General features: G+C 48.1%; 18 protein-coding genes. 9 read left to right on the top strand and 9 right to left on the bottom strand.

The genetic code is table 11. The features are described 5' to 3' along the window. Nucleotides 1–51: 51 nt before the first annotated feature. Both ACTJJS_RS03275 and ACTJJS_RS03270 read right to left on the bottom strand, forming a co-directional pair. On the bottom strand, nucleotides 52–1,830 hold the full coding sequence (locus tag ACTJJS_RS03275) for a UvrD-helicase domain-containing protein (protein ID WP_440662402.1): 1,779 nt from the start codon (nucleotides 1,828–1,830) through the stop codon (nucleotides 52–54). Between the two features lie 112 nt (nucleotides 1,831–1,942). Then, complete coding sequence (locus tag ACTJJS_RS03270; RefSeq protein ID WP_440662401.1) at nucleotides 1,943–2,863, bottom strand: M23 family metallopeptidase; 921 nt, start codon at nucleotides 2,861–2,863, stop codon at nucleotides 1,943–1,945. A 312-nt stretch (nucleotides 2,864–3,175) separates the two neighbouring features. On the opposite strand from ACTJJS_RS03270, the gene ACTJJS_RS03265 reads away from it, so the two are divergent. Next, a complete protein-coding gene (locus tag ACTJJS_RS03265; protein WP_440662400.1) occupies nucleotides 3,176–4,051 on the top strand; it encodes an EamA family transporter in 876 nt (291 codons plus the stop codon). Nucleotides 4,052–4,054: 3 nt separating this feature from the next. Beyond that, nucleotides 4,055–4,594 (top strand): prolyl-tRNA synthetase associated domain-containing protein, encoded by a 540-nt coding sequence (locus ACTJJS_RS03260; RefSeq protein WP_440662399.1) that lies wholly within the window; start codon nucleotides 4,055–4,057, stop codon nucleotides 4,592–4,594. Nucleotides 4,595–4,721: 127 nt separating this feature from the next. Here the strand turns inward: ACTJJS_RS03260 and ACTJJS_RS03255 are convergent, their stop codons facing one another. The 3 genes from ACTJJS_RS03255 to ACTJJS_RS03245 form a co-directional block, all read right to left on the bottom strand. After that, a complete protein-coding gene (locus ACTJJS_RS03255; RefSeq protein WP_440662398.1) occupies nucleotides 4,722–5,138 on the bottom strand; it encodes a hypothetical protein in 417 nt (138 codons plus the stop codon). A gap of 50 nt (nucleotides 5,139–5,188) precedes the next feature. Further along, nucleotides 5,189–5,731 (bottom strand): hypothetical protein, encoded by a 543-nt coding sequence (locus ACTJJS_RS03250; protein ID WP_440662397.1) that lies wholly within the window; start codon nucleotides 5,729–5,731, stop codon nucleotides 5,189–5,191. A 65-nt stretch (nucleotides 5,732–5,796) separates the two neighbouring features. Next, nucleotides 5,797–6,834, bottom strand: coding sequence for a methyltransferase (locus tag ACTJJS_RS03245; RefSeq protein WP_440662396.1), 1,038 nt, complete (start codon nucleotides 6,832–6,834; stop codon nucleotides 5,797–5,799). A gap of 121 nt (nucleotides 6,835–6,955) precedes the next feature. Here ACTJJS_RS03245 and ACTJJS_RS03240 point away from each other — a divergent pair, with 121 nt between their 5' ends. From ACTJJS_RS03240 to ACTJJS_RS03225, 4 genes are all read left to right on the top strand, one after another. Then, nucleotides 6,956–8,359, top strand: coding sequence for a tyrosine phenol-lyase (locus ACTJJS_RS03240; protein WP_440662395.1), 1,404 nt, complete (start codon nucleotides 6,956–6,958; stop codon nucleotides 8,357–8,359). Nucleotides 8,360–8,519: 160 nt separating this feature from the next. After that, nucleotides 8,520–9,221, top strand: coding sequence for a hypothetical protein (locus tag ACTJJS_RS03235; RefSeq protein ID WP_440662394.1), 702 nt, complete (start codon nucleotides 8,520–8,522; stop codon nucleotides 9,219–9,221). Between the two features lie 133 nt (nucleotides 9,222–9,354). Further along, a complete protein-coding gene (locus tag ACTJJS_RS03230) occupies nucleotides 9,355–10,290 on the top strand; it encodes a zeta toxin family protein (protein WP_440662393.1) in 936 nt (311 codons plus the stop codon). Between the two features lie 4 nt (nucleotides 10,291–10,294). Then, on the top strand, nucleotides 10,295–10,477 hold the full coding sequence (locus ACTJJS_RS03225) for a hypothetical protein (protein ID WP_440662392.1): 183 nt from the start codon (nucleotides 10,295–10,297) through the stop codon (nucleotides 10,475–10,477). Between the two features lie 48 nt (nucleotides 10,478–10,525). On the opposite strand, the gene ACTJJS_RS03220 is transcribed toward ACTJJS_RS03225, so the two are convergent. The 4 genes from ACTJJS_RS03220 to ACTJJS_RS03205 all read right to left on the bottom strand — a co-directional run bounded on the left by ACTJJS_RS03220 (nucleotide 10,526) and on the right by ACTJJS_RS03205 (nucleotide 14,138). Beyond that, complete coding sequence (locus tag ACTJJS_RS03220) at nucleotides 10,526–11,509, bottom strand: SUMF1/EgtB/PvdO family nonheme iron enzyme (protein ID WP_440662391.1); 984 nt, start codon at nucleotides 11,507–11,509, stop codon at nucleotides 10,526–10,528. 42 nt (nucleotides 11,510–11,551) lie between these two features. Then, on the bottom strand, nucleotides 11,552–12,967 hold the full coding sequence (locus ACTJJS_RS03215; RefSeq protein ID WP_440662390.1) for a COG3014 family protein: 1,416 nt from the start codon (nucleotides 12,965–12,967) through the stop codon (nucleotides 11,552–11,554). Between the two features lie 82 nt (nucleotides 12,968–13,049). After that, complete coding sequence (locus tag ACTJJS_RS03210) at nucleotides 13,050–13,646, bottom strand: penicillin-binding protein activator LpoB (RefSeq protein WP_247654821.1); 597 nt, start codon at nucleotides 13,644–13,646, stop codon at nucleotides 13,050–13,052. A gap of 30 nt (nucleotides 13,647–13,676) precedes the next feature. After that, on the bottom strand, nucleotides 13,677–14,138 hold the full coding sequence (locus tag ACTJJS_RS03205) for a hypothetical protein (protein WP_440662389.1): 462 nt from the start codon (nucleotides 14,136–14,138) through the stop codon (nucleotides 13,677–13,679). 133 nt (nucleotides 14,139–14,271) lie between these two features. Here ACTJJS_RS03205 and ACTJJS_RS03200 point away from each other — a divergent pair, with 133 nt between their 5' ends. The 3 genes from ACTJJS_RS03200 to ACTJJS_RS03190 are packed head-to-tail and all read left to right on the top strand — an operon-like array spanning nucleotide 14,272 to nucleotide 17,652. Next, nucleotides 14,272–15,816, top strand: a complete 1,545-nt coding sequence (locus ACTJJS_RS03200) for an MFS transporter (RefSeq protein WP_440662388.1) — start codon at nucleotides 14,272–14,274, stop codon at nucleotides 15,814–15,816. Nucleotides 15,817–15,826: 10 nt separating this feature from the next. Next, a complete protein-coding gene (locus ACTJJS_RS03195) occupies nucleotides 15,827–16,051 on the top strand; it encodes a hypothetical protein (protein WP_440662387.1) in 225 nt (74 codons plus the stop codon). An 11-nt stretch (nucleotides 16,052–16,062) separates the two neighbouring features. Beyond that, complete coding sequence (locus ACTJJS_RS03190) at nucleotides 16,063–17,652, top strand: serine hydrolase domain-containing protein (protein ID WP_440662386.1); 1,590 nt, start codon at nucleotides 16,063–16,065, stop codon at nucleotides 17,650–17,652. Nucleotides 17,653–17,717: the final 65 nt, after the last annotated feature.

Genomic DNA, 17,717 nt, shown 5'->3' with positions numbered 1-17,717 from the left:
TCACTATTTCCTATCTAAAATACAAAAAAGGGATGGGAAGAAAGAATATTTTTATTTTCTCTTTCCGTAGGTTTCCTCAAGTTCCAGTTTCTTTATTCTTGACCGAATGGCTCCATCAGTTCGCCCAAAGTATTTTGCCATCTCCTTTATTTTCACCCCCTTGCAGTAAAGTGCGGTCAATTCATTATCCAATGCTGCGGTCCAAGGCATGTAAGCGTCCTTATGATTTAATCTGACTTCCTCATAGGAATAAGCTTTTTCAATACTTTCTTTATGGCTTCCGACTGCAGCTTCCGTAGCCGAAAAGGATGTCCTGTTTATTGTTTCGTGTTTTTTCGTCTCAACAGTTATTTGCGAAGCGGGGAAAGTAGTGGGAATCATAGACTCCGGTATTTGAATAATGTTACGTGTCCGGGTAATAGCGACATAAAGCAAATTGATTTCCTCATTCAGTTTCGGGACGTTCATCTCTTCCTTTTTCATTTTCTTCAACTTCTCTTCCGTAATAAAGTCGTCAGCCAGTATGACCTGATCGTATTCCATTCCTTTACTTCGGTGAACCGTTGAAAAAATGACGGCAGCTTTTTCCTTTTCACCATCTGCCACATGCTTGCGCTTTAATTCCTTCATTATTGAATGGATGTCATCTCCATACTCTTTTGCAATTTCCAGCATAGTAGCCAGCTGAACATCTTCCGTATGTTCAATATATTCTTCCAGTTCTGCTATGTTTTTCATTTCCCGGATGAGGCTATCTTTAACAAGGTGGCGCTTACTATTGATAAAATTCAACACATCATATAGAGACGTTCCATCATCTGCATAAGCATAAGAATTAATATTCCCTTCAAAATATATATAGGTCACATTTTTATTCTTTTCAATGTAATCGATGGCGTTTAATAATAAACCCAGATTGGTTCTTGCGATGACAGCGATGCTATTCTCTTTGCCAGGCCCACCTTCTCCAGTAATAGTGAAAGGCTGATACAAATCGAGGTGCTCCTTCCATTTTAGAACTTCAGTAGCAAGATCAGCGATATCCTGACCAAAGCGGAAGCTGGTTGATAAGTGGAATGTTTTAAAATCCACCTTTTCCAGAGAATTAACCGCATATCGCCAACTATATATTTGCTGATGTGTATCTCCTACAATTACCTTAATCGCTTTTTGCCTGAGGAAGATATCCAACATAGCCGCGGAGGCATCCTGTCCTTCATCAAATAAAATATAATCATACCCCAGATCGGGCCTTTCCAATTGGAATTTTTTCAAATAAAAATCATGTGTTATCTCAATATCACCATCATCCATCCTTTGATATAACAACGAAGCCATTCTTTGGATATCCTGATAACATGTTTTAACAAAGGCCCGGACTTTTTTATCCGTGACAACCTCCAAATAGTCCAGTTCCTCCATGTGCGATTTATCGCTGTTACAGAAATAACTAAAAAATTTATTTATATGATTCGCCAGGATATACCTTCCATGTTTCTCTGTTCTACCGGTTATCTCCAGCAAGTCAGCGATTTCATTTGTGCGATATCCCTGATTACGAACGGTATAACCCTCCCGGAAAACAATTCTTTTGTAAGCCAGTGAATGCGCTGTTTCGACTTTAACATTGGTTAATCCGTAAGCAGCAAATTTTGCTATAGCATCATTCCTGACCGATTTATTAAACGCCAAATAGAGTATTTTACTGTTGTTAGGCCTAGATTTAGCGTATTCAATGATGGTGGTTGTCTTACCGGCACCAGCAACAGCATTTATTTTAATGTTACCTGTGGAATGAATAATGTCAAGTTGTTCCTGAGTTAACTTCATAGCTGGTTAATATTGAGGATGGACAAACTGCTAACAGTACAATGAGCTATAAGTTAAGCTTTTAAGTGTAATTAACCAAGTACCTTTTGTTCACCTCCCGGCCACCTCACTACTACTTCGCCTTTACCTCCTGGTCTGTATAGATGTATTCTCCCTGATCGTGGACATCGTTTCCGTTTACGGCAACGTTCTCAAAGCGGATGGGCAGCCCTAAAGCCGTCCAGAAATGTTTACTGTCCTGAAGGTGGTAATGGATATGCGGCATGGTGGAGTGACCGCTGTTACCACATGCCCCCAGAAGCTGGCCCTGTTTTACCTTGTCTCCTTTCTTCACGACAATACTTCCTTTCCTGAAATGCGCGATAAAGCTATATTCATTCTTTTGATGCTCGATCACCAGATAATTTCCTCTAAAATCCTTTGTCTTCCAATCCACAGAAAGGTCGCCAACATGGGTATAATCCCGGACATTATTTTTCATACTGACAATAGTTCCATCCGCCGGCGCAATTATCTCCTGATCAAAACAATAATAGTCCTCCAACCGGTTCCCTGTTCCGCTGTTAGGCCGATGATGATCATCTATCATAAAAAAGTCATAGGCATATCGCTGCGTGAACAGTCCCCAGGAGTGGGATGTTTCAGGTGTTACCCCGCCGCGACCAACTTTCCATGTACCTTTAAAAGGAAGTATGTAGTTGGTTTTACTATGGAAAGTTGCAGGAGATGGTAACCTGAAGGAATGGAAAACCAGTATGTATAACTGTCCCAACAATTGTTTTACCATCTGTGCCAGGGCATATGGATTTAAAAGGCTCAGATAGATGGTGACGTAATAACGGCTCATATCGATAGAGGCGTCCTGCCGGTCTGTTGTTTGCTCTGATTTTTTCTTCTTGTTGATGATTTTTTCAATCATCTCGAGTATAATGGCTACCAGATAGAACGGTGCAAAAAGGAGAAAACGCTTGTACCAAAAACCGATCACTCCCAGAGCACCGATAAACTTACATGCTACAATAATTTTTTTCATAGTAGGTTGGCAAATTCGAGGTTATGGCCTGAAGGTAAGTAACTAGACCGAATATATGACAACCGGTTAATTTTTATTATCTTTACCAGTATACCGTAATATACTATGCAACATCGTTTTTCTACCAGTACGCCTCCGCCGGTAGCCTGAGGGCTAAACAACCGGATTCTACACTACCTTCCTGTTTGCTACGGGAGAGGGTTTCATATGCTTTAATGTCAGTATTCAGGATTGTTTAGCCTCAACTTAGCTTGTGGTTATCATTTGTTTTATTCAGACAATCTTGAAATGAAAAATTTTAAATATTCGTTCATGGTCCTTTTAGGCGGGGTCATGTACGGAACGATGTCTTCGTTCGTAAAGCTGTCCTATGCGTCGGGCTATCATGCCGCGGAAATATCCTTCTCCCAGGCCTTCCTGTCGGCCATGCTGCTGGGCCTGACACTGTTATTGACCACTGGTAAAACCAGCCTCCAAAAGCTGTCCGCCAAAGAGCTGGTGACGCTGATGCTGGTTGGCGGCACCATTGGGCTCACAAATTTTCTGTATTACCAGTCCGTAAGCTATATTTCCGCTTCGCTGGCTATTGTGATACTGATGCAGTTCACCTGGTTCAGTTTATTGCTGGAATGGCTTATTTTCCGACAACGGCCGGGCCGACCGGAGCTGGTAACGGTCCTCTTTATCCTGGTGGGAACGGTCATGGCAGGGAATCTGCTGCAGACTGATATCTTGTACTTCTCTTGGCGGGGCATGGTATTGGCACTGGCATCATCTTTTACATATGCGGTGTATATTGTGGCCAACAGCCGGGTAGGCAAAGGTGTGAGGTGGCAATCGAAAAGCACGCTTATCATGGCAGGTTCTGCCCTGACTATTTTTATCATCAATGTGCAGCCCATCATATCCGACAATCATTTCGGATATACGTTTATGTTATGGGCCATATTTTTAGCCGTGGTAGGCACCACTATTCCGACGGCACTATTTGCCGCCGGCATCCCCAAAACAGGGGCGGGCACCAGCGCCATCCTGATGGCCGTAGAATTTCCGGTTGCCGTTTTATGTGCCTATCTTGTTCTGCATGAAGCTATCAGCCCAGTGCAGATAGCAGGTATCATCATCATGCTGGCCGCTATATCGGTCATGAATTACTATAAATCGTCAAAAACAAAAAAAGAAAACTGAACCATGTTTTATATCAGTGAAGTAAAGCATACGCCGCCTGTGTTATTTAAGACCCCCTTACAGGAGATGGTGTATACGCTGTTGCAGGAAAAGCAGGTGCCATTTGAACGGGTAGACAATGATGACGCCATTACCATGGAAGACTGTATCCTCATCGACCGCCAGCTGAATATGAAAACGGTAAAGACGCTGTTTCTGTGCAACCGGCAGCAGACAAATTTCTACCTGTTCGTCACCACGGCCGGCAAACCTTTTGTCACCAAAGACCTGAGCCGGGTACTGGACATATCCCGGGTGTCATTCGCCCCGGTGGAATTACTGGGCACCATGCTGGGCACCACCGTAGGGGCTACCACTATCTTCGGCTTGCTGCTGGACAAAGAACACGCCGTACAGGTAGTTATTGACAAAGACGTGCTGTTGGAAGAATGGTATGGCTGCAGCGATGGTACCACCACCAGCTACATGAAGATCAGCAGGGACTGGATCATGCATGATTTCCTGGCTTATACTGGGCATTCATTGAAAGTGATAGAGATATAAACAAATATGCAGAAGGTTGTAGGGTAACACTTACAACCTTTTGTTATTTATAAAATATGAACATGCTTTTTTAAGTGCATACTTTTCTGAGATCCGTTCTTGTGGCTTCCAGGTCAGTCCGGGCGTTTTACCGGAAATTCCGCAGTTCACCAAGTGCCCTTAATATCATTTCCGTCCACTCGCTATCCCGTTCAGCCACAATTATCGTATTAAAATGATGTCGTTCGCCTTCCATGGCCACACCGGGAGAATCATCGATATGTACGTCAATATTAAATGCCGGCGGGTATTTGGAGATACTGCCTGCTGTTTTGCCCAGGGTCTTATCATGAATACTTTTATTGATGATCTTATCGAGCCGGATACCATAACTCAGAAACAGCCTATTGATATATGCCGGCGATCTGTAAGAAGTAGTATACACGTACAGCCGGTGGTTGTCCTGCCGGAGCTGTTTCATCAGCCGGACAGTGCCTGCCCTGATGCATTCGCGGCTGATAAGCCGCTGCCATATTGATTTACGTTCTACCGGAAACTGTTTCATTCCGGGAATCAAAGTATCATCAAGGTCGAAGGAAATAATCACAGGCAGGCCTATTTTTTGGGATGCAATATAAAACGGGGATGTTCAAAAAATTCGAATCCCAGATATCCTTTTTTCACGTCCATCGCCACGCTGTCTATCAGACGCGCAGGCAACTCCTGGTCTACTATTATTCTTTTCCTGACATTGTGCTTTTCCACTTTTACCCAGTAGTAGGTGGTGTTCCTGCTATAACTTTCCCCTCGCTTTACCACTGGTAGCACCTCGTTTAAAACAGCCTTACCGGCCAGGAGATAATTAGTGCTCAGCAACAGCGCGGGAGGAATCCACGAAACCATAAAGAGCATAACTATCACATTTAGAGTATCCGATTCCTCTTCCAACGCACGGTTAAGCCAATTGCGGCATTTCCGTGCCAGCCACCATGCCAGTGGGATGCCGGCGACCAGATACAGCGACAAGGGTAAGATAAACGAGACGAAGGTAACCCCACAAAGTAACCACTGGGCAACATGCAACATCAAAAACAGAAATGACAGTATCAGGATCCACATCGCTTTCAGGAATTGTCTCAGCTTAATCTTTCGGAACATAGGCCGTTTATCACATTAGTTAGCGGGAAAATACACTTTTTTCCATAGCTATAATGCCTCCGGGCTTATACCTTCTCCCCTTCCACAATGCTCACTTCTGTGATATCGAGGTCAATGACACGTGTAAGCCGCAGCCCGGACCGGCGGAACAGTTCCTCAAATTCCGCCGCCGTTCTTTCTTTTCCGCCCGTTACCACCAGCATGTTCACATCCATGAACTTTGCTCCGTGATACGAGTTGCCTTCCGGAATAACACCGTCCACGATCAGGATTTTGCTTTCCGGTTTCATTGCTTTGCTGACAACGCTGAGGATGCGTACGGAGTCTTCGTCATCCCAGTCATGAATAATCATCTTTAAAAGGTAGGCATCCGCACCGGCGGGCACCTGTTCAAAGAAATTACCGCTGACAGCGGAGCTACGCTGACGGAGCTCCGGATCGGCAGCCAGCAATGCGGCTGTTTGCTCCACTACATAAGGCACGTCGAATACGATACCAGACGCTCCTGGTGCCTTTCTGAGAATGGCGGTCAACAGAGAACCGTTGCTGCCACCCACATCGATGATCGTTTTGAAAGAAGAAAAATCATATTTATCCAGGATGGCGGGACTCAGAAAGCTGGTCACGGCAGTCATAGCTTTCATGAAGTTTTGTCCCTCACCAGCATTTTTCTTATAAAATTCCCAGAGGTTTTCTCCGTAGTATTCATCAAACGCTGTTTTCCCGGACCTGACACTATCTATCAGATTGCCCCATGGGGTGTAAAACTCTCCCATTTCCGCCAGCAGGAATGCTTTCATACTGCCTTTAATATCACCGATCAACGGCAGGGAATCAGGGGTGTTCACAAATACGCCTGGTGACTGTTCTTCAAAGACCCCGTTGGCGGCCAGCAGTTTCAACATACGATGAAGCGAAGGCGCATGTGTGTTTGTTTCAGCCGCCAGCGCAGCGATGTCTAAAGGGCCGGCAGAAAGTATCTCCGCGATGTCCAGCCGGGCGGCCGTATATACACAACAGGAAACCCAGTGATTGGTGATGTGGCGGAGGATGTTGCCGGTATGTTCAGCAGAGGCTTGTAAGCCGGATAAGTTAACGCGCATAGGATAGATTTTTTTTTAAAATAACGTGTATCTAAATTTAATATGATTCCCTGTCGCTCTCGCCGCAGTAGCAGTCTTTATTTTGAGATGACATAGATCTATAACCCACACCAACAATCTTATGAAGAAATCCCACTGGGCAGAGCCCTACAAAATCAAAATGGTAGAGCCGCTTCGAAAAACCACTCGTGAAGAACGCAAAAAACTGATTGAAGAGGCCGGCTTTAACCCGTTCCAGTTAAAGTCAGAAGACGTATACATCGATCTGCTGACAGACAGCGGCACCAGCGCTATGAGCGACCGCCAATGGGCAGGCATGATGATGGGTGATGAAGCGTATTCCGGCAGCCGCAATTTCTATCACCTGGAAGCGGTGGTACAGGAATATTACGGATACAAGTATGTAGTGCCTACCCACCAGGGCAGAGGTGCAGAACACCTGATTTCCCGCCTGTTGATACGGCCAGGCATGTACGTTCCCGGCAATATGTACTTCACCACTACCCGGCTGCACCAGGAGCTGGCAGGCGGCAATTTCACGGATGTTATCACAGACGAAGCCCATGACCCCGATTCAGATTTTCCCTTCAAGGGAAATATAGACCTGCGGAAGCTGGAAGCGATCATCAACGAGGCAGGAGCGGCCAATATCGCCTATCTCAGTTTAGCCACTACCGTGAACATGGCCGGTGGACAACCGATATCGCTGGAAAATATGAAACAGGTACGGAAGCTCACCCAACAACATGGTATCCGCATCATCCACGATATGGCGCGCGTAGCGGAGAACGCCTTTATGATACAGCAACATGAGCCCGGCTACGCCGACAGGACAGTGGCCTCTATTGTGAAAGAAATCTGTTCCCTGACAGACGGCGCCGTGATGAGCGGGAAAAAAGACGCGCTGGTGAATATCGGCGGCTTCCTGGCATTGAATGACGAAGGCCTGTATGAGGAAGCCAAAAACCTGGTGATCGTATATGAAGGCATGCATACCTATGGCGGCCTCGCCGGCCGCGACATGGAAGCCATGGCCATCGGCATTACAGAATCGGTAGGCGAAGCCCATATTGCCGCCCGCGTGTACCAGGTACATTATCTGGGCAACCTGCTGAAAGAAGCTGCTATTCCTGTACTGAACCCTATCGGCACACACGGCGTATTTCTCAACGCACGCGCTTTTCTGCCACACCTGCCGCAAACCAGTTTCCCGGCGCAGGCATTGACAGTAGCACTGTACGAAGCCGGCGGGGTGCGCACCGTGGAAAGAGGCATCGTTTCCGCCGGCCGCGACAAAGAAACCGGCGACCACCACTACCCATCGCTGGAACTAGTGCGCCTGGCCATCCCCAGAAGAGTATACACTCTCTCCCATATGGACGTGGTAGCCGATGCGATCATAGAAGCCTATGAAAACAGGTACGACATACCAGGCCTCGAATTCACTATGGAGCCTAAATACCTTCGGTTTTTCCAGGCACGGTTCAGGCAACTGTCGCCGGAACCGGCCGGAACCGCACATTAATCAATATCCCATCATCTTTATACCTGGCAGCCCTTTCCCCGGAAAGGGCTTTTCCTTAAAAAAATGAACAAAAAGAAGACGCTGCTTTTCGACGCAATGAACTTCTTCACCTATAATGGCCTGATAGCGCATCCCATGTGATAAAATTGTAAGTTGCAGGGTGATGACCGATTTTTCTTCCTTACTACAGCTGGACCGGGAAGTGCTGACCACGCTGGTCAGTGCTTACAGCAGCTACGCCATCTACCTCGATGAAGGGCAGTCCGACGACTTCACAACCATCGCAGGCAGTTACATGAAAGCTGCCGGCTACGTCATGTTCTATGATCAGGCTACCGCCAGGGAATGGTTTTCCCGGGCCAGGGAGTATTTTACCCGCGCGGCAGATACCTACAGCATCATCGCCGCTATTTGTTGTTATCAGTCCCCCGATATGGAACCAGGTCCGGACCTTCCATTTTACCAGCTATTGTGCAGTTATTTTAAAGATGCGCCTGCCGATATCACCGCCTACCAGGAGCCGGTGGGACGATTACAGATTCCTATCCGTCTTTATATGGAAGCCTTTGAAGCCACCGAAGAAACTACCCAGGCAGCAGACCTGCCAGCCGCCTGGAAACCATTGCTCACGCGCATGCATACACGTCCGCGGTTGCTCAGTAAAGACACACGGCGCTGGCGCAGCCTCGAAGGCACTATCAACCCGATAGAACCGGAGACTATTGCCACTTGCGTCACGTTGCTGACAGTAGCGCAGCGGCAGGGTATTACGCGGGAAAGTATAGAGGAGATAATGACGCAGCAGAATGATACGGCGTTTATCGCGGTGAAGATAGCGTTGTTATTAAACGCCGGCACATGAGCCAATTGAATTCCTAATCGTTTTATATTAACGGATGCTTAACCCATGTAAAAACATCCAGGGTGCCAACCTAAGTAGTGCTCCCATTACTTTTGCAGCGCTTTCCAAAGTCACTGTTACAACCTAGTCTGACATGAGTAATAAATTTGCCCGCTTTTTGAACACCCAACAACAAATCGATGACTTTCTTACAGGACCCTTAGGTTTGGATACATCAATCTTACCCGACAATGTACCTGCAAGAATCAGTGTTTGTGAAAAGGGAGTATTAGACGGTCTGGAAAATCCCACTTCATTTTCCACTCACTACAGAGTTAAAAAATACACAGATCAGCAACAAAGGCTGGCGCTACGTAATCAAATCGTTCATGAGCTCTTTTCCAGGCAGCTTCTAAAAAACGATGATAAAGTCTGCTTGGGTAACGGTGGCGCAATGCCTAAAAAAACAATCAGAAAAAAACAGGCTTACCTGCTGATCGGCCTACCAGCATCTGGCAAGTCCTCCATAGCAGCTCAAATAGCCAAAGCCAAAGGGGCTATGGTCCTGGATTCGGATTTAGCGAAACGTAAACTACCTGAATACACACTATATCCATGGGGAGCTTCATTAGTGAACGCAGAGTCTTCCATTATTGTTTTTGGAGATAAAAGTGATCCCTCATTTACCTCTTTGTATGAATTAGCAGTACGAGAGAAATATAATATAGTGATTCCTAAAATTGGCGCAGAGCCACAAGATATCATTCCTTATTGTATAAATTTAAAGAAACTAAAATACAATGTGCATCTAACCCTTGTCTATCTTCCTAAAGAAAAATCTACTGTGAGGGCTTTAAACCGCTACCTTTCCTCCAATAGGTATGTCCCTCTAACACTTATATTCGATGTATTCAGTAACAATCCAGCATTGACCTATTTCAAGCTAAAAAACGCGAGGCAGGAATATATTGATACATTTGGTATCATTAACACAGATGTTCCTGTCAATAAACCCTTTTTACATACCGATCTTTCAGGGAACTCTAATCCCGCAAAAATGTTCAGAAGAGCTCAAAATGTCTTAATTTAGTACTATGACCACATTATCCAAAACCAAGCACACCAAATCGACCTCCGCTTCTAAGGCAAAAAAAGCCAGTTTCAGAAGCCGATATAACGCGGCAATGGTGATATTATCTGATATCACAAAATCCGAGATTGATGCGATGAGCGCGGCTACAGAGCGCGTATTGAAACAAAAAATGCAAAAAATCTGATGCCGGATATAACAATATCCTCTCAGCACAAACCTACAATCTCTTCAATTACAGTATCCTCTTTACCCTTCTCACAAAAGTATAATCACCGGTAATCTCTTCGGCATAATTCATATCATCATCAAAAATGCCCGGGTCGCGGAAATACGTGCCTACGCTGAGATATCCGAGGTCTAAGCCACCGCCGCCACAGAGGTTACAACCGCCGTCGCCGCCTTTGAGGAACCACTCGCTGTCCATCATCACTTCATAATGATAAGGGTTGTTGGCGATCACCAGTCCGAAATGATTAGGACTTCCCAGGTAATTTTCTTCGTCGTTGCCTTCACGTTTGAAATAGAGATAGTTTTTATCGTAATCCATGGAGTCGCCCCAGGGGTATATACTGCGGGAACCGCCTCCACAAAGGTATTCCCACTCGTCTTCGGTAGGAAGCCTGAAACCCGTGTCTTGTATTTCCTTTGTCAGTGCCTCCCTGGAAACACCCTCGTACAGCCATGCCTGGATATGATCACCGTCTTTTACCAGCCGGAAAGCATCATTCACGGTATAGCTCCAGTGCTCGCGGGAAGAGGCTTTTACTTCTGCAAAAGTTTTTTCAAAATATTCGTCGGAGGTGAGTCGTTCATCTGTTAAATCCACAGGGAAATATCCGGTGGCACGGTAGGCCCGCTCCACGATCATAGGACTGATGGTAACGGTGCGTACGGGCGACAGCCGCTCACGGATGTAGTTATCCATCTCCACGATATCATTATTAAACAGGGCGGCCATATGCTCCCGGTTTTCTGTGGCTATGTTCCAGGAATCGAGGCCCAATGTTACGGTATCACCGGGCACAAAAACAAATTCTGCTCCGTCATGGTCCAGCACAGCGGTAAAAGTACGCTGAGCGAATTTTTCAAATGTCTCAAAACGTTTGATGGTAAACTCCGGAAACCGGGTCTGTATCAACTGCTGTAAAATGGCTTCTGCTTCCGGGCGGGACAATGCATTCCACGCCTGACGGTCATATATGTGGGTTACGCTCATGAAATATCAGGATAATTTCCGGCGACTAATTTAACCAAACTTTCATGATTTCAGTAACGAGGCATAATGTAATGTCTGCAGACGGCCATTTCCCACGACATTGAATTCCACTTTCTGCTGCGTGTTATCTTTTCCTTTGAGTGTAAGGGTAATTTTGTTTTCTCCTTTTTTCAGCGGGATGCGCGAATAATAAATCGAATGTGGCAGGCTTTGCCAGTTTCGGGTGTCGGCCTTTTCGGCTAATGTGGAAAGGAGATTAAACAGTTCTCCGGCTACTTCGTCATTTTTCCGGATCTCATATTCTGCCAGCTTTTTGATGGCCAGCCGTGTGAGTGCCAATCCCATTTCCTTCAGGAACCGTTCCTGCAGGGTGCGAAAGGCCAGCTGGTTCACATCTTCCACTTTCTCCAACGTAGTGGAGAAGGTGCTGTCGCGCTGAATATCGGCGGTAGTGTAATACAATGGTTGTTCCACATAGCTGGGGAAGGCCACCCGGAAGGCTTCCAGGTGTCGCCGCAGGCGGTGGCAGGAGTCCCGTGGGAAAAGGTTGAAATCGAAAGGGATGAAAATCTGGGTGTTGGGATCGGTAAAAACAAAGTTGCCTGGTCCTCTTTCGGTGAGGGTAAAGAAAAAATTGCTTTCCGCTTTTACCGGCGCCAGTCCGTTTTCCCAGATCACCAGCACTGCGCCGCCATCGTTGTCGGCTGTACGCTGGTACACACGACCAAATTGTTGTTCATAATATTGAACTTCCTGCTGAAAGCCCAGCTGATCGGCAGTACGCAGCAGGTCTACCTGCAACTGTGCGGGCAGGTCCACGCCATAATAGCGGTGGTCAGGTGCTTTCAGGAAAATATCAGCTGCATTCCGATAGGAGATAAAAGCGTTGTTGACATCGCCGGCGCTTTCATATACGATGCCCTGTACAATCAGCGAAAAAGCGTCGTTACTGTATTTTTTATCGTTATTTTTTTTCCGGTCGTTGAGCGCATAGGTACCGAGTGATATCCGGCGGGCTTCTACCTCAGCGTCTTCCAGCTGGTGCAGCTTCAGGTAGTTAATGGATTTATAATAGTGTATCAGTAACCGTTCGAAGTCTTCTCCCTGGTAAATCTGCATGGCAGGATTGATCACCAGTCCCAGTGTCTGGTCCAGCACCCTGCTGCCGCGGTGGCCCGACAGGATGGAGTCTGCGGCGTTGAAATACAGGTTGCTTTCGTGGTAGCGTCCCTGTAAGAAAGCTGTTTTTCCTTTTTCCATGTTAAACAGCAGTTTGTTGCGGCCATACCGGAAAAAGCGCGCTTTGTCCAGCTCCGTGGAAGCTTCCCCGAAGCGGCCCTGCGACACCGCCTGGTAATAGGGCGCCACCGCGTGGTTATACGTGCGGCATGAAAAAAATAAGGGCACAGCCAATGCCAGCGGCAGCCACCGCTTCCATTGACGAACAGAGATACACATGATACGCTTTTGAGATAAAAATGTGCGCCGGCAACACAGACAACCGGCGCACGGTCACCACAGTGGTAACGAGTATGTAGGTTTAATTCTTCACATATTTGGCGATCTTCTTATTGCCAATCCATTTTACTTCGTTGCTTTGCAGGTCGGTCAGTTCCAGGTCTACCTGATAATACACTACCATTTGCCTTTTATGTGAGTCTACGATAGAATTGATACTACCCTGAAGTATATAGTCTGCTCCCACTTCCAGTCCCCATTTTTTCATGGTAGACACAGAAGCGTTTTTCTGCTGATCTGCCCTTTCACCGCGCAGTTCTTCTCTTTTGGCGCCGCCCTGTACCAGTCTTACTTTCTGGGTGGTGACAAAAGTGCGTTCCATGTCTTTGATGAACGTTTCCGCATCGATATGTTCATGGCTTTTATTAGTGACCATGCCAACGATTACCACCGGTTTTTTACCACCATTTTGTTGGGAGAATTCGGACAACCAGTTTTCGCCGAGGGCGCTGGCGATCATTTCTTCTGCCGTGAGGCGGGAGTCGGTATTATTCCAGCGGCCGCTGATATCGATCTGTTGTTTTTCGTCGACCCTGGTCACCTTACGGGGAGCGCATCCTTGTATTACAGCAGCGGACATAAGTATCCCGATCAATGCGGGAGCATTCATTTTAAACATCAGGTTGAAATTTTTTAAACGATGATTTTACTAGCGGAAGAGCCAATAAGCTCCCATGGCCAGTGTGGTAACGGCGGCCAGATCATGCCAATCGAAGGAGGAACGGCCGTAATGATGCCCGTAGTGGCCGAAGCCATAGGCAGGATAACCATATCCGAAGCTGTATCCCGGATAGCCGTACCCGTAGGAGTAGCCGGGGTACCCCCATGTGTCCCAGCCCCTTGCGCGGCGTTCAAGGCGGGCCTGACGCTTCTGTTCACGCCACTCCCTTTTGGCTTCCATGAACTGATATGCCTTATAGGTTTTCTGCACGGTTTCACCTTCACGGGCCGTCAATGAATCCTCGCTGATCAGGTACAGCGCCATGCTTTCCTGATAACGGGGGTTCTGGTCTGGCAACAGCTGCTGTTGCGCCTTTGCAGGCGAAGCCATGATAAGCAGGCAGGCCACAACACCTGCCGCGAATTGATGAAAGCGGATACAGTACCTCATAAAATTCGTTGTGTTCACTAAGGTGACGCGTCCCGAAGTCTTTTCCCCCTACCGTGCAGGTTGTTAAAAATCCGTTAAGGCGTTACGGAACATTTTACAGCACACGGACGTTATGCAAAACAAACGGGCTGTAATGATATCGACCGTATCTCTCCGCAGCGCTGCCGGCAGATGGGTGGTCACCTCCTCCATACTGGCTTCTGCCATGGCTTTTATCGATGGCACCGCACTGAATGTGGCACTGCCCTCCCTGCAGCGCAGCCTGCATGCGTCGGGCACTGACCTTTTCTGGGTATTGAACGCCTATATGCTGATGCTGGCGGCCCTGATCCTGCTGGGCGGCACGCTGGGCGACCGGCTGGGGCGGCGTCATATTTTCATGACCGGCATTTCCATTTTTATAGCCGGCTCGGCAGCCTGCGGGCTGTCGGCCACTGTCACCATGCTGATCATTTTCCGGATGGTGCAGGGCATCGGTGGGGCTTTGATGATCCCCGGCAGCCTGTCGCTTATTTCGTCCGCTATTGATGAAGCGGAAAGAGGCAAGGCCATCGGCACCTGGTCGTCTGTCACCACGCTGGTGACCATCGGCGGCCCTGTCCTCGGCGGCGCGCTCGCCGATGCCGGCCTGTGGCGCTATATCTTCTTTATTAATATACCCATTGGCGTTATAACGCTGTTATGCCTGTGGTGGAAAGTGGCCGAACAGGAAGTGCCGGAAGATGCGCCCGCACAGGACTATCCCGGCGCCGTGCTGATCGTATGCGGACTGGCACTGCTGACATTTGGCTTTCTACGGGTGCCGGTATCCGGTTTCAGCAGCCTGGCGGCCTATGGCAGCATCATTGTGGGCATAGCGCTGCTGGTGGCTTTCGTGGTCACTGAACAACGCAGCCGGCATCCGATGCTGCCGCTGCACCTTTTCAACAACCGCACTTTCACCGGCACCAATCTGCTCACCTTTTTCCTGTATGCAGGCCTTAGCGGCAGTATGGTGTTTCTTTCGCTGAACATGGTGCAGGTTCAGGGTTACAACCAGCTGGAATCAGGACTATCGTTTCTTCCTTTCACATTTCTGATGGTGTTTCTGGCGCGACTGGCAGGCACACTGGCCGACAAGTACGGCCCCCGCTGGTTTCTGGTCATTGGCCCTTTCCTGGCCGGCACAGGGATGATATTGCTGGCGCTGGTGCAACAAACGGACGGGCCTTCCGCCTACTGGACCACTTTCTTCCCTGGCATATTGGTGCTGGGGATGGGCATGACCCTCACCGTAGCACCCCTTACCGCCACTGTGATGGGCTGTGTAGGCAGTCAGCTTTCTGGCACCGCTTCCGGCGTCAACAATGCCATTACGAGGATCGCCGGTGTATTTGCCGTAGCTGTTTTCGGCGCGCTGGCGGTCATCTTTTTTGCAGGCTCCGTACAGTCATCATTGCAACACCTGCCGCTCACAACGGCACAGCAATCCGCCATCATGGCGCAGACGGTCAACCTGGGCAATGCAGCCGCTCCGGCAGGGCTGTCCCATGATCAGCAGGTCCAGGTCACGCATATTTATCATCAGCATTTTATTCAGGCGTATCGCAAAATAATGGCGATGTGTGGATTGTTAGGGTGGCTGGGAAGCCTGATGGCGTGGATATTTGTCAAACATAGCCCAAAATCCATATCATAATTGTATTTTCATGATACAATTGATTTTAATGACGCAATACAAGCTTTATAAGACCACACGCTGGACAATGAACGCCCAAGAGGCTGGTACAGCTAACAGGTTTGTTAAACGACTGCCTTATGCAGAACGCCTGCGTCAGGCGTATTTTCTTATCCTGAAAGCCTATGGATTTTCAATGGAGAATCACCCGAAATTAGATCTCCAACACTTTTCCTGTAGAAAAATGAATCCATAAAAATGGCTTCTATGCGGTACTTCCTTTTCACCCTTTCCCTGCTTACCTATCTCCCCGCCCTTTCCCAGACTCCCGGTAAGATCATCTTTACCAGCCAGCCTGCCCCGGATGCTGCCATCTCCGTTCCTTACACACTCACGCCCAAAAGCGACCTGTTTTTCACGGTACACCTGGACAGCCCGCTGGTACGGTACCTTCATGCACTGGAACCTGAGACAGGAGAAGAAACGTTGCTGCAACAGGGTAACTATCAGTTTAGCCTATACGTAGACAAGCGCCTGTATTACCAGAGCAACCTGCATCCCGGCGCACCATCTGCCCAATCGAAAATCAGGGACACCCTTCTCAGCAAACCGCTGATCAACTACAACACAAAAGATCCCATGTGGAGCGAATATTGCTGGATGCGGTTTATGAACAATGGTGGCGACAGTGCACTTACCGAAGGACCGCATCTGCTCAGCATGGAGATAAGGCCTTATGTCAACGATCCGGTGAAGGGAGTGAAAACCGGCGCCCTGATTGCCAGCGGGGAACTGCCGCTGCTTGTTAACAGGAAGCCTGTCATTGATACAGCTAAGGTGGCGTTAAACACGCCGGCGCCCTATAACGGCCTGCCTGTTTCCCATGGCGGCTTTGACCGTAATACCATCAAAATACTGAAAGGCAACATCGAAGCAGGCGTATTCCGGAAAATCACCAGCATCGCGGTCATCCGTAAGGGACAGCTGGTCATTGAAGAGTATTTCAACGGTTCCGGCCGGGATTCCATGCATGATGTACGTTCTGTCGGGAAGTCTTTTGCCAGCGCCGTCACCGGGATGGCCCTGCGTGACGGCTATCTGAAAAGTGTGGACCAGCCGTTGTCGGATTTCTATGACCTTCATCACTTCAGCCATTATTCGGCAGAGAAGGCACAGACAACGCTGAAAGCGCTGCTGACCATGAGCAGCGGCTTTGATGGCGATGACAACGACGAACAGTCCCCCGGTAATGAAGAAAACATGTACCCGACTGATAACTGGGTGAAGTTTGCGCTGGACCTGCCTTTCAATCATAACCGCCAGCCAGGCGGATGGCATTATTTCACCGCAGGCGTGGTGGTGCTGGGCGACGTGCTGCACCGGCGCGTGCCGGGCGGACTGGAACAATATGCCGATAAGCAGCTTTTCCGGCCCTTGGGCATCACGCATTACCAGTGGCAGTATACCCCGCAGGGCGTGGCCAATACCGCCGGTGGTATCCGTATGAACACGCCGGACTTTGCCAAATTCGGGCTGCTCTACCTGCAGCAGGGCCGCTGGCAGGGCAGGCAGTTGCTGCCCGCCGGCTGGGTGCAACAAACGTTTACCCGTCACCGTGTTATTCCCGGACGGCAACAGGAATATTACGGCTACCTGTTCTGGAATAAAACATTCCGCGTCCATGGCAAAGATTACGAGGCCTACTATTGCTCCGGCAATGGCGGCAATTATATCCTGGTGTTCCGGAACACGCCGCTGGTCATTGTGATCACTGCCGAGGCCTATAACCTTCCGTACGCCCATCCGCAGGTGAATACCATCCTGCAACAATATCTTTTGCCGGCACTACTCCCATAACCGTTCAACAATTTTTTGGTCATTTTAAAATTCAATTCTATATTTACGTAACCAGTTACGAAACT

Source organism: Chitinophaga sp. 22308 (genome assembly GCF_052045305.1).
GTDB lineage: Bacteria > Bacteroidota > Bacteroidia > Chitinophagales > Chitinophagaceae > Chitinophaga > Chitinophaga varians_A.
Note: the sequence above shows the minus strand (reverse complement) of the source record. Positions and strands in the feature narration are given on the sequence as shown.

Coding starts and splice junctions, on each gene's coding strand:
- ACTJJS_RS03275 (WP_440662402.1), bottom strand. CDS start 1,830: ATGAAGTTAACTCAGGAACAACTTGACATTATTCATTCCACAGGTAAC.
- ACTJJS_RS03270 (WP_440662401.1), bottom strand. CDS start 2,863: ATGAAAAAAATTATTGTAGCATGTAAGTTTATCGGTGCTCTGGGAGTG.
- ACTJJS_RS03265 (WP_440662400.1), top strand. CDS start 3,176: ATGGTCCTTTTAGGCGGGGTCATGTACGGAACGATGTCTTCGTTCGTA.
- ACTJJS_RS03260 (WP_440662399.1), top strand. CDS start 4,055: ATGTTTTATATCAGTGAAGTAAAGCATACGCCGCCTGTGTTATTTAAG.
- ACTJJS_RS03255 (WP_440662398.1), bottom strand. CDS start 5,138: ATGAAACAGTTTCCGGTAGAACGTAAATCAATATGGCAGCGGCTTATC.
- ACTJJS_RS03250 (WP_440662397.1), bottom strand. CDS start 5,731: ATGTTCCGAAAGATTAAGCTGAGACAATTCCTGAAAGCGATGTGGATC.
- ACTJJS_RS03245 (WP_440662396.1), bottom strand. CDS start 6,834: ATGCGCGTTAACTTATCCGGCTTACAAGCCTCTGCTGAACATACCGGC.
- ACTJJS_RS03240 (WP_440662395.1), top strand. CDS start 6,956: ATGAAGAAATCCCACTGGGCAGAGCCCTACAAAATCAAAATGGTAGAG.
- ACTJJS_RS03230 (WP_440662393.1), top strand. CDS start 9,355: ATGAGTAATAAATTTGCCCGCTTTTTGAACACCCAACAACAAATCGAT.
- ACTJJS_RS03225 (WP_440662392.1), top strand. CDS start 10,295: ATGACCACATTATCCAAAACCAAGCACACCAAATCGACCTCCGCTTCT.
- ACTJJS_RS03220 (WP_440662391.1), bottom strand. CDS start 11,509: ATGAGCGTAACCCACATATATGACCGTCAGGCGTGGAATGCATTGTCC.
- ACTJJS_RS03215 (WP_440662390.1), bottom strand. CDS start 12,967: ATGTGTATCTCTGTTCGTCAATGGAAGCGGTGGCTGCCGCTGGCATTG.
- ACTJJS_RS03210 (WP_247654821.1), bottom strand. CDS start 13,646: ATGTTTAAAATGAATGCTCCCGCATTGATCGGGATACTTATGTCCGCT.
- ACTJJS_RS03205 (WP_440662389.1), bottom strand. CDS start 14,138: ATGAGGTACTGTATCCGCTTTCATCAATTCGCGGCAGGTGTTGTGGCC.
- ACTJJS_RS03200 (WP_440662388.1), top strand. CDS start 14,272: ATGATATCGACCGTATCTCTCCGCAGCGCTGCCGGCAGATGGGTGGTC.
- ACTJJS_RS03195 (WP_440662387.1), top strand. CDS start 15,827: ATGATACAATTGATTTTAATGACGCAATACAAGCTTTATAAGACCACA.
- ACTJJS_RS03190 (WP_440662386.1), top strand. CDS start 16,063: ATGCGGTACTTCCTTTTCACCCTTTCCCTGCTTACCTATCTCCCCGCC.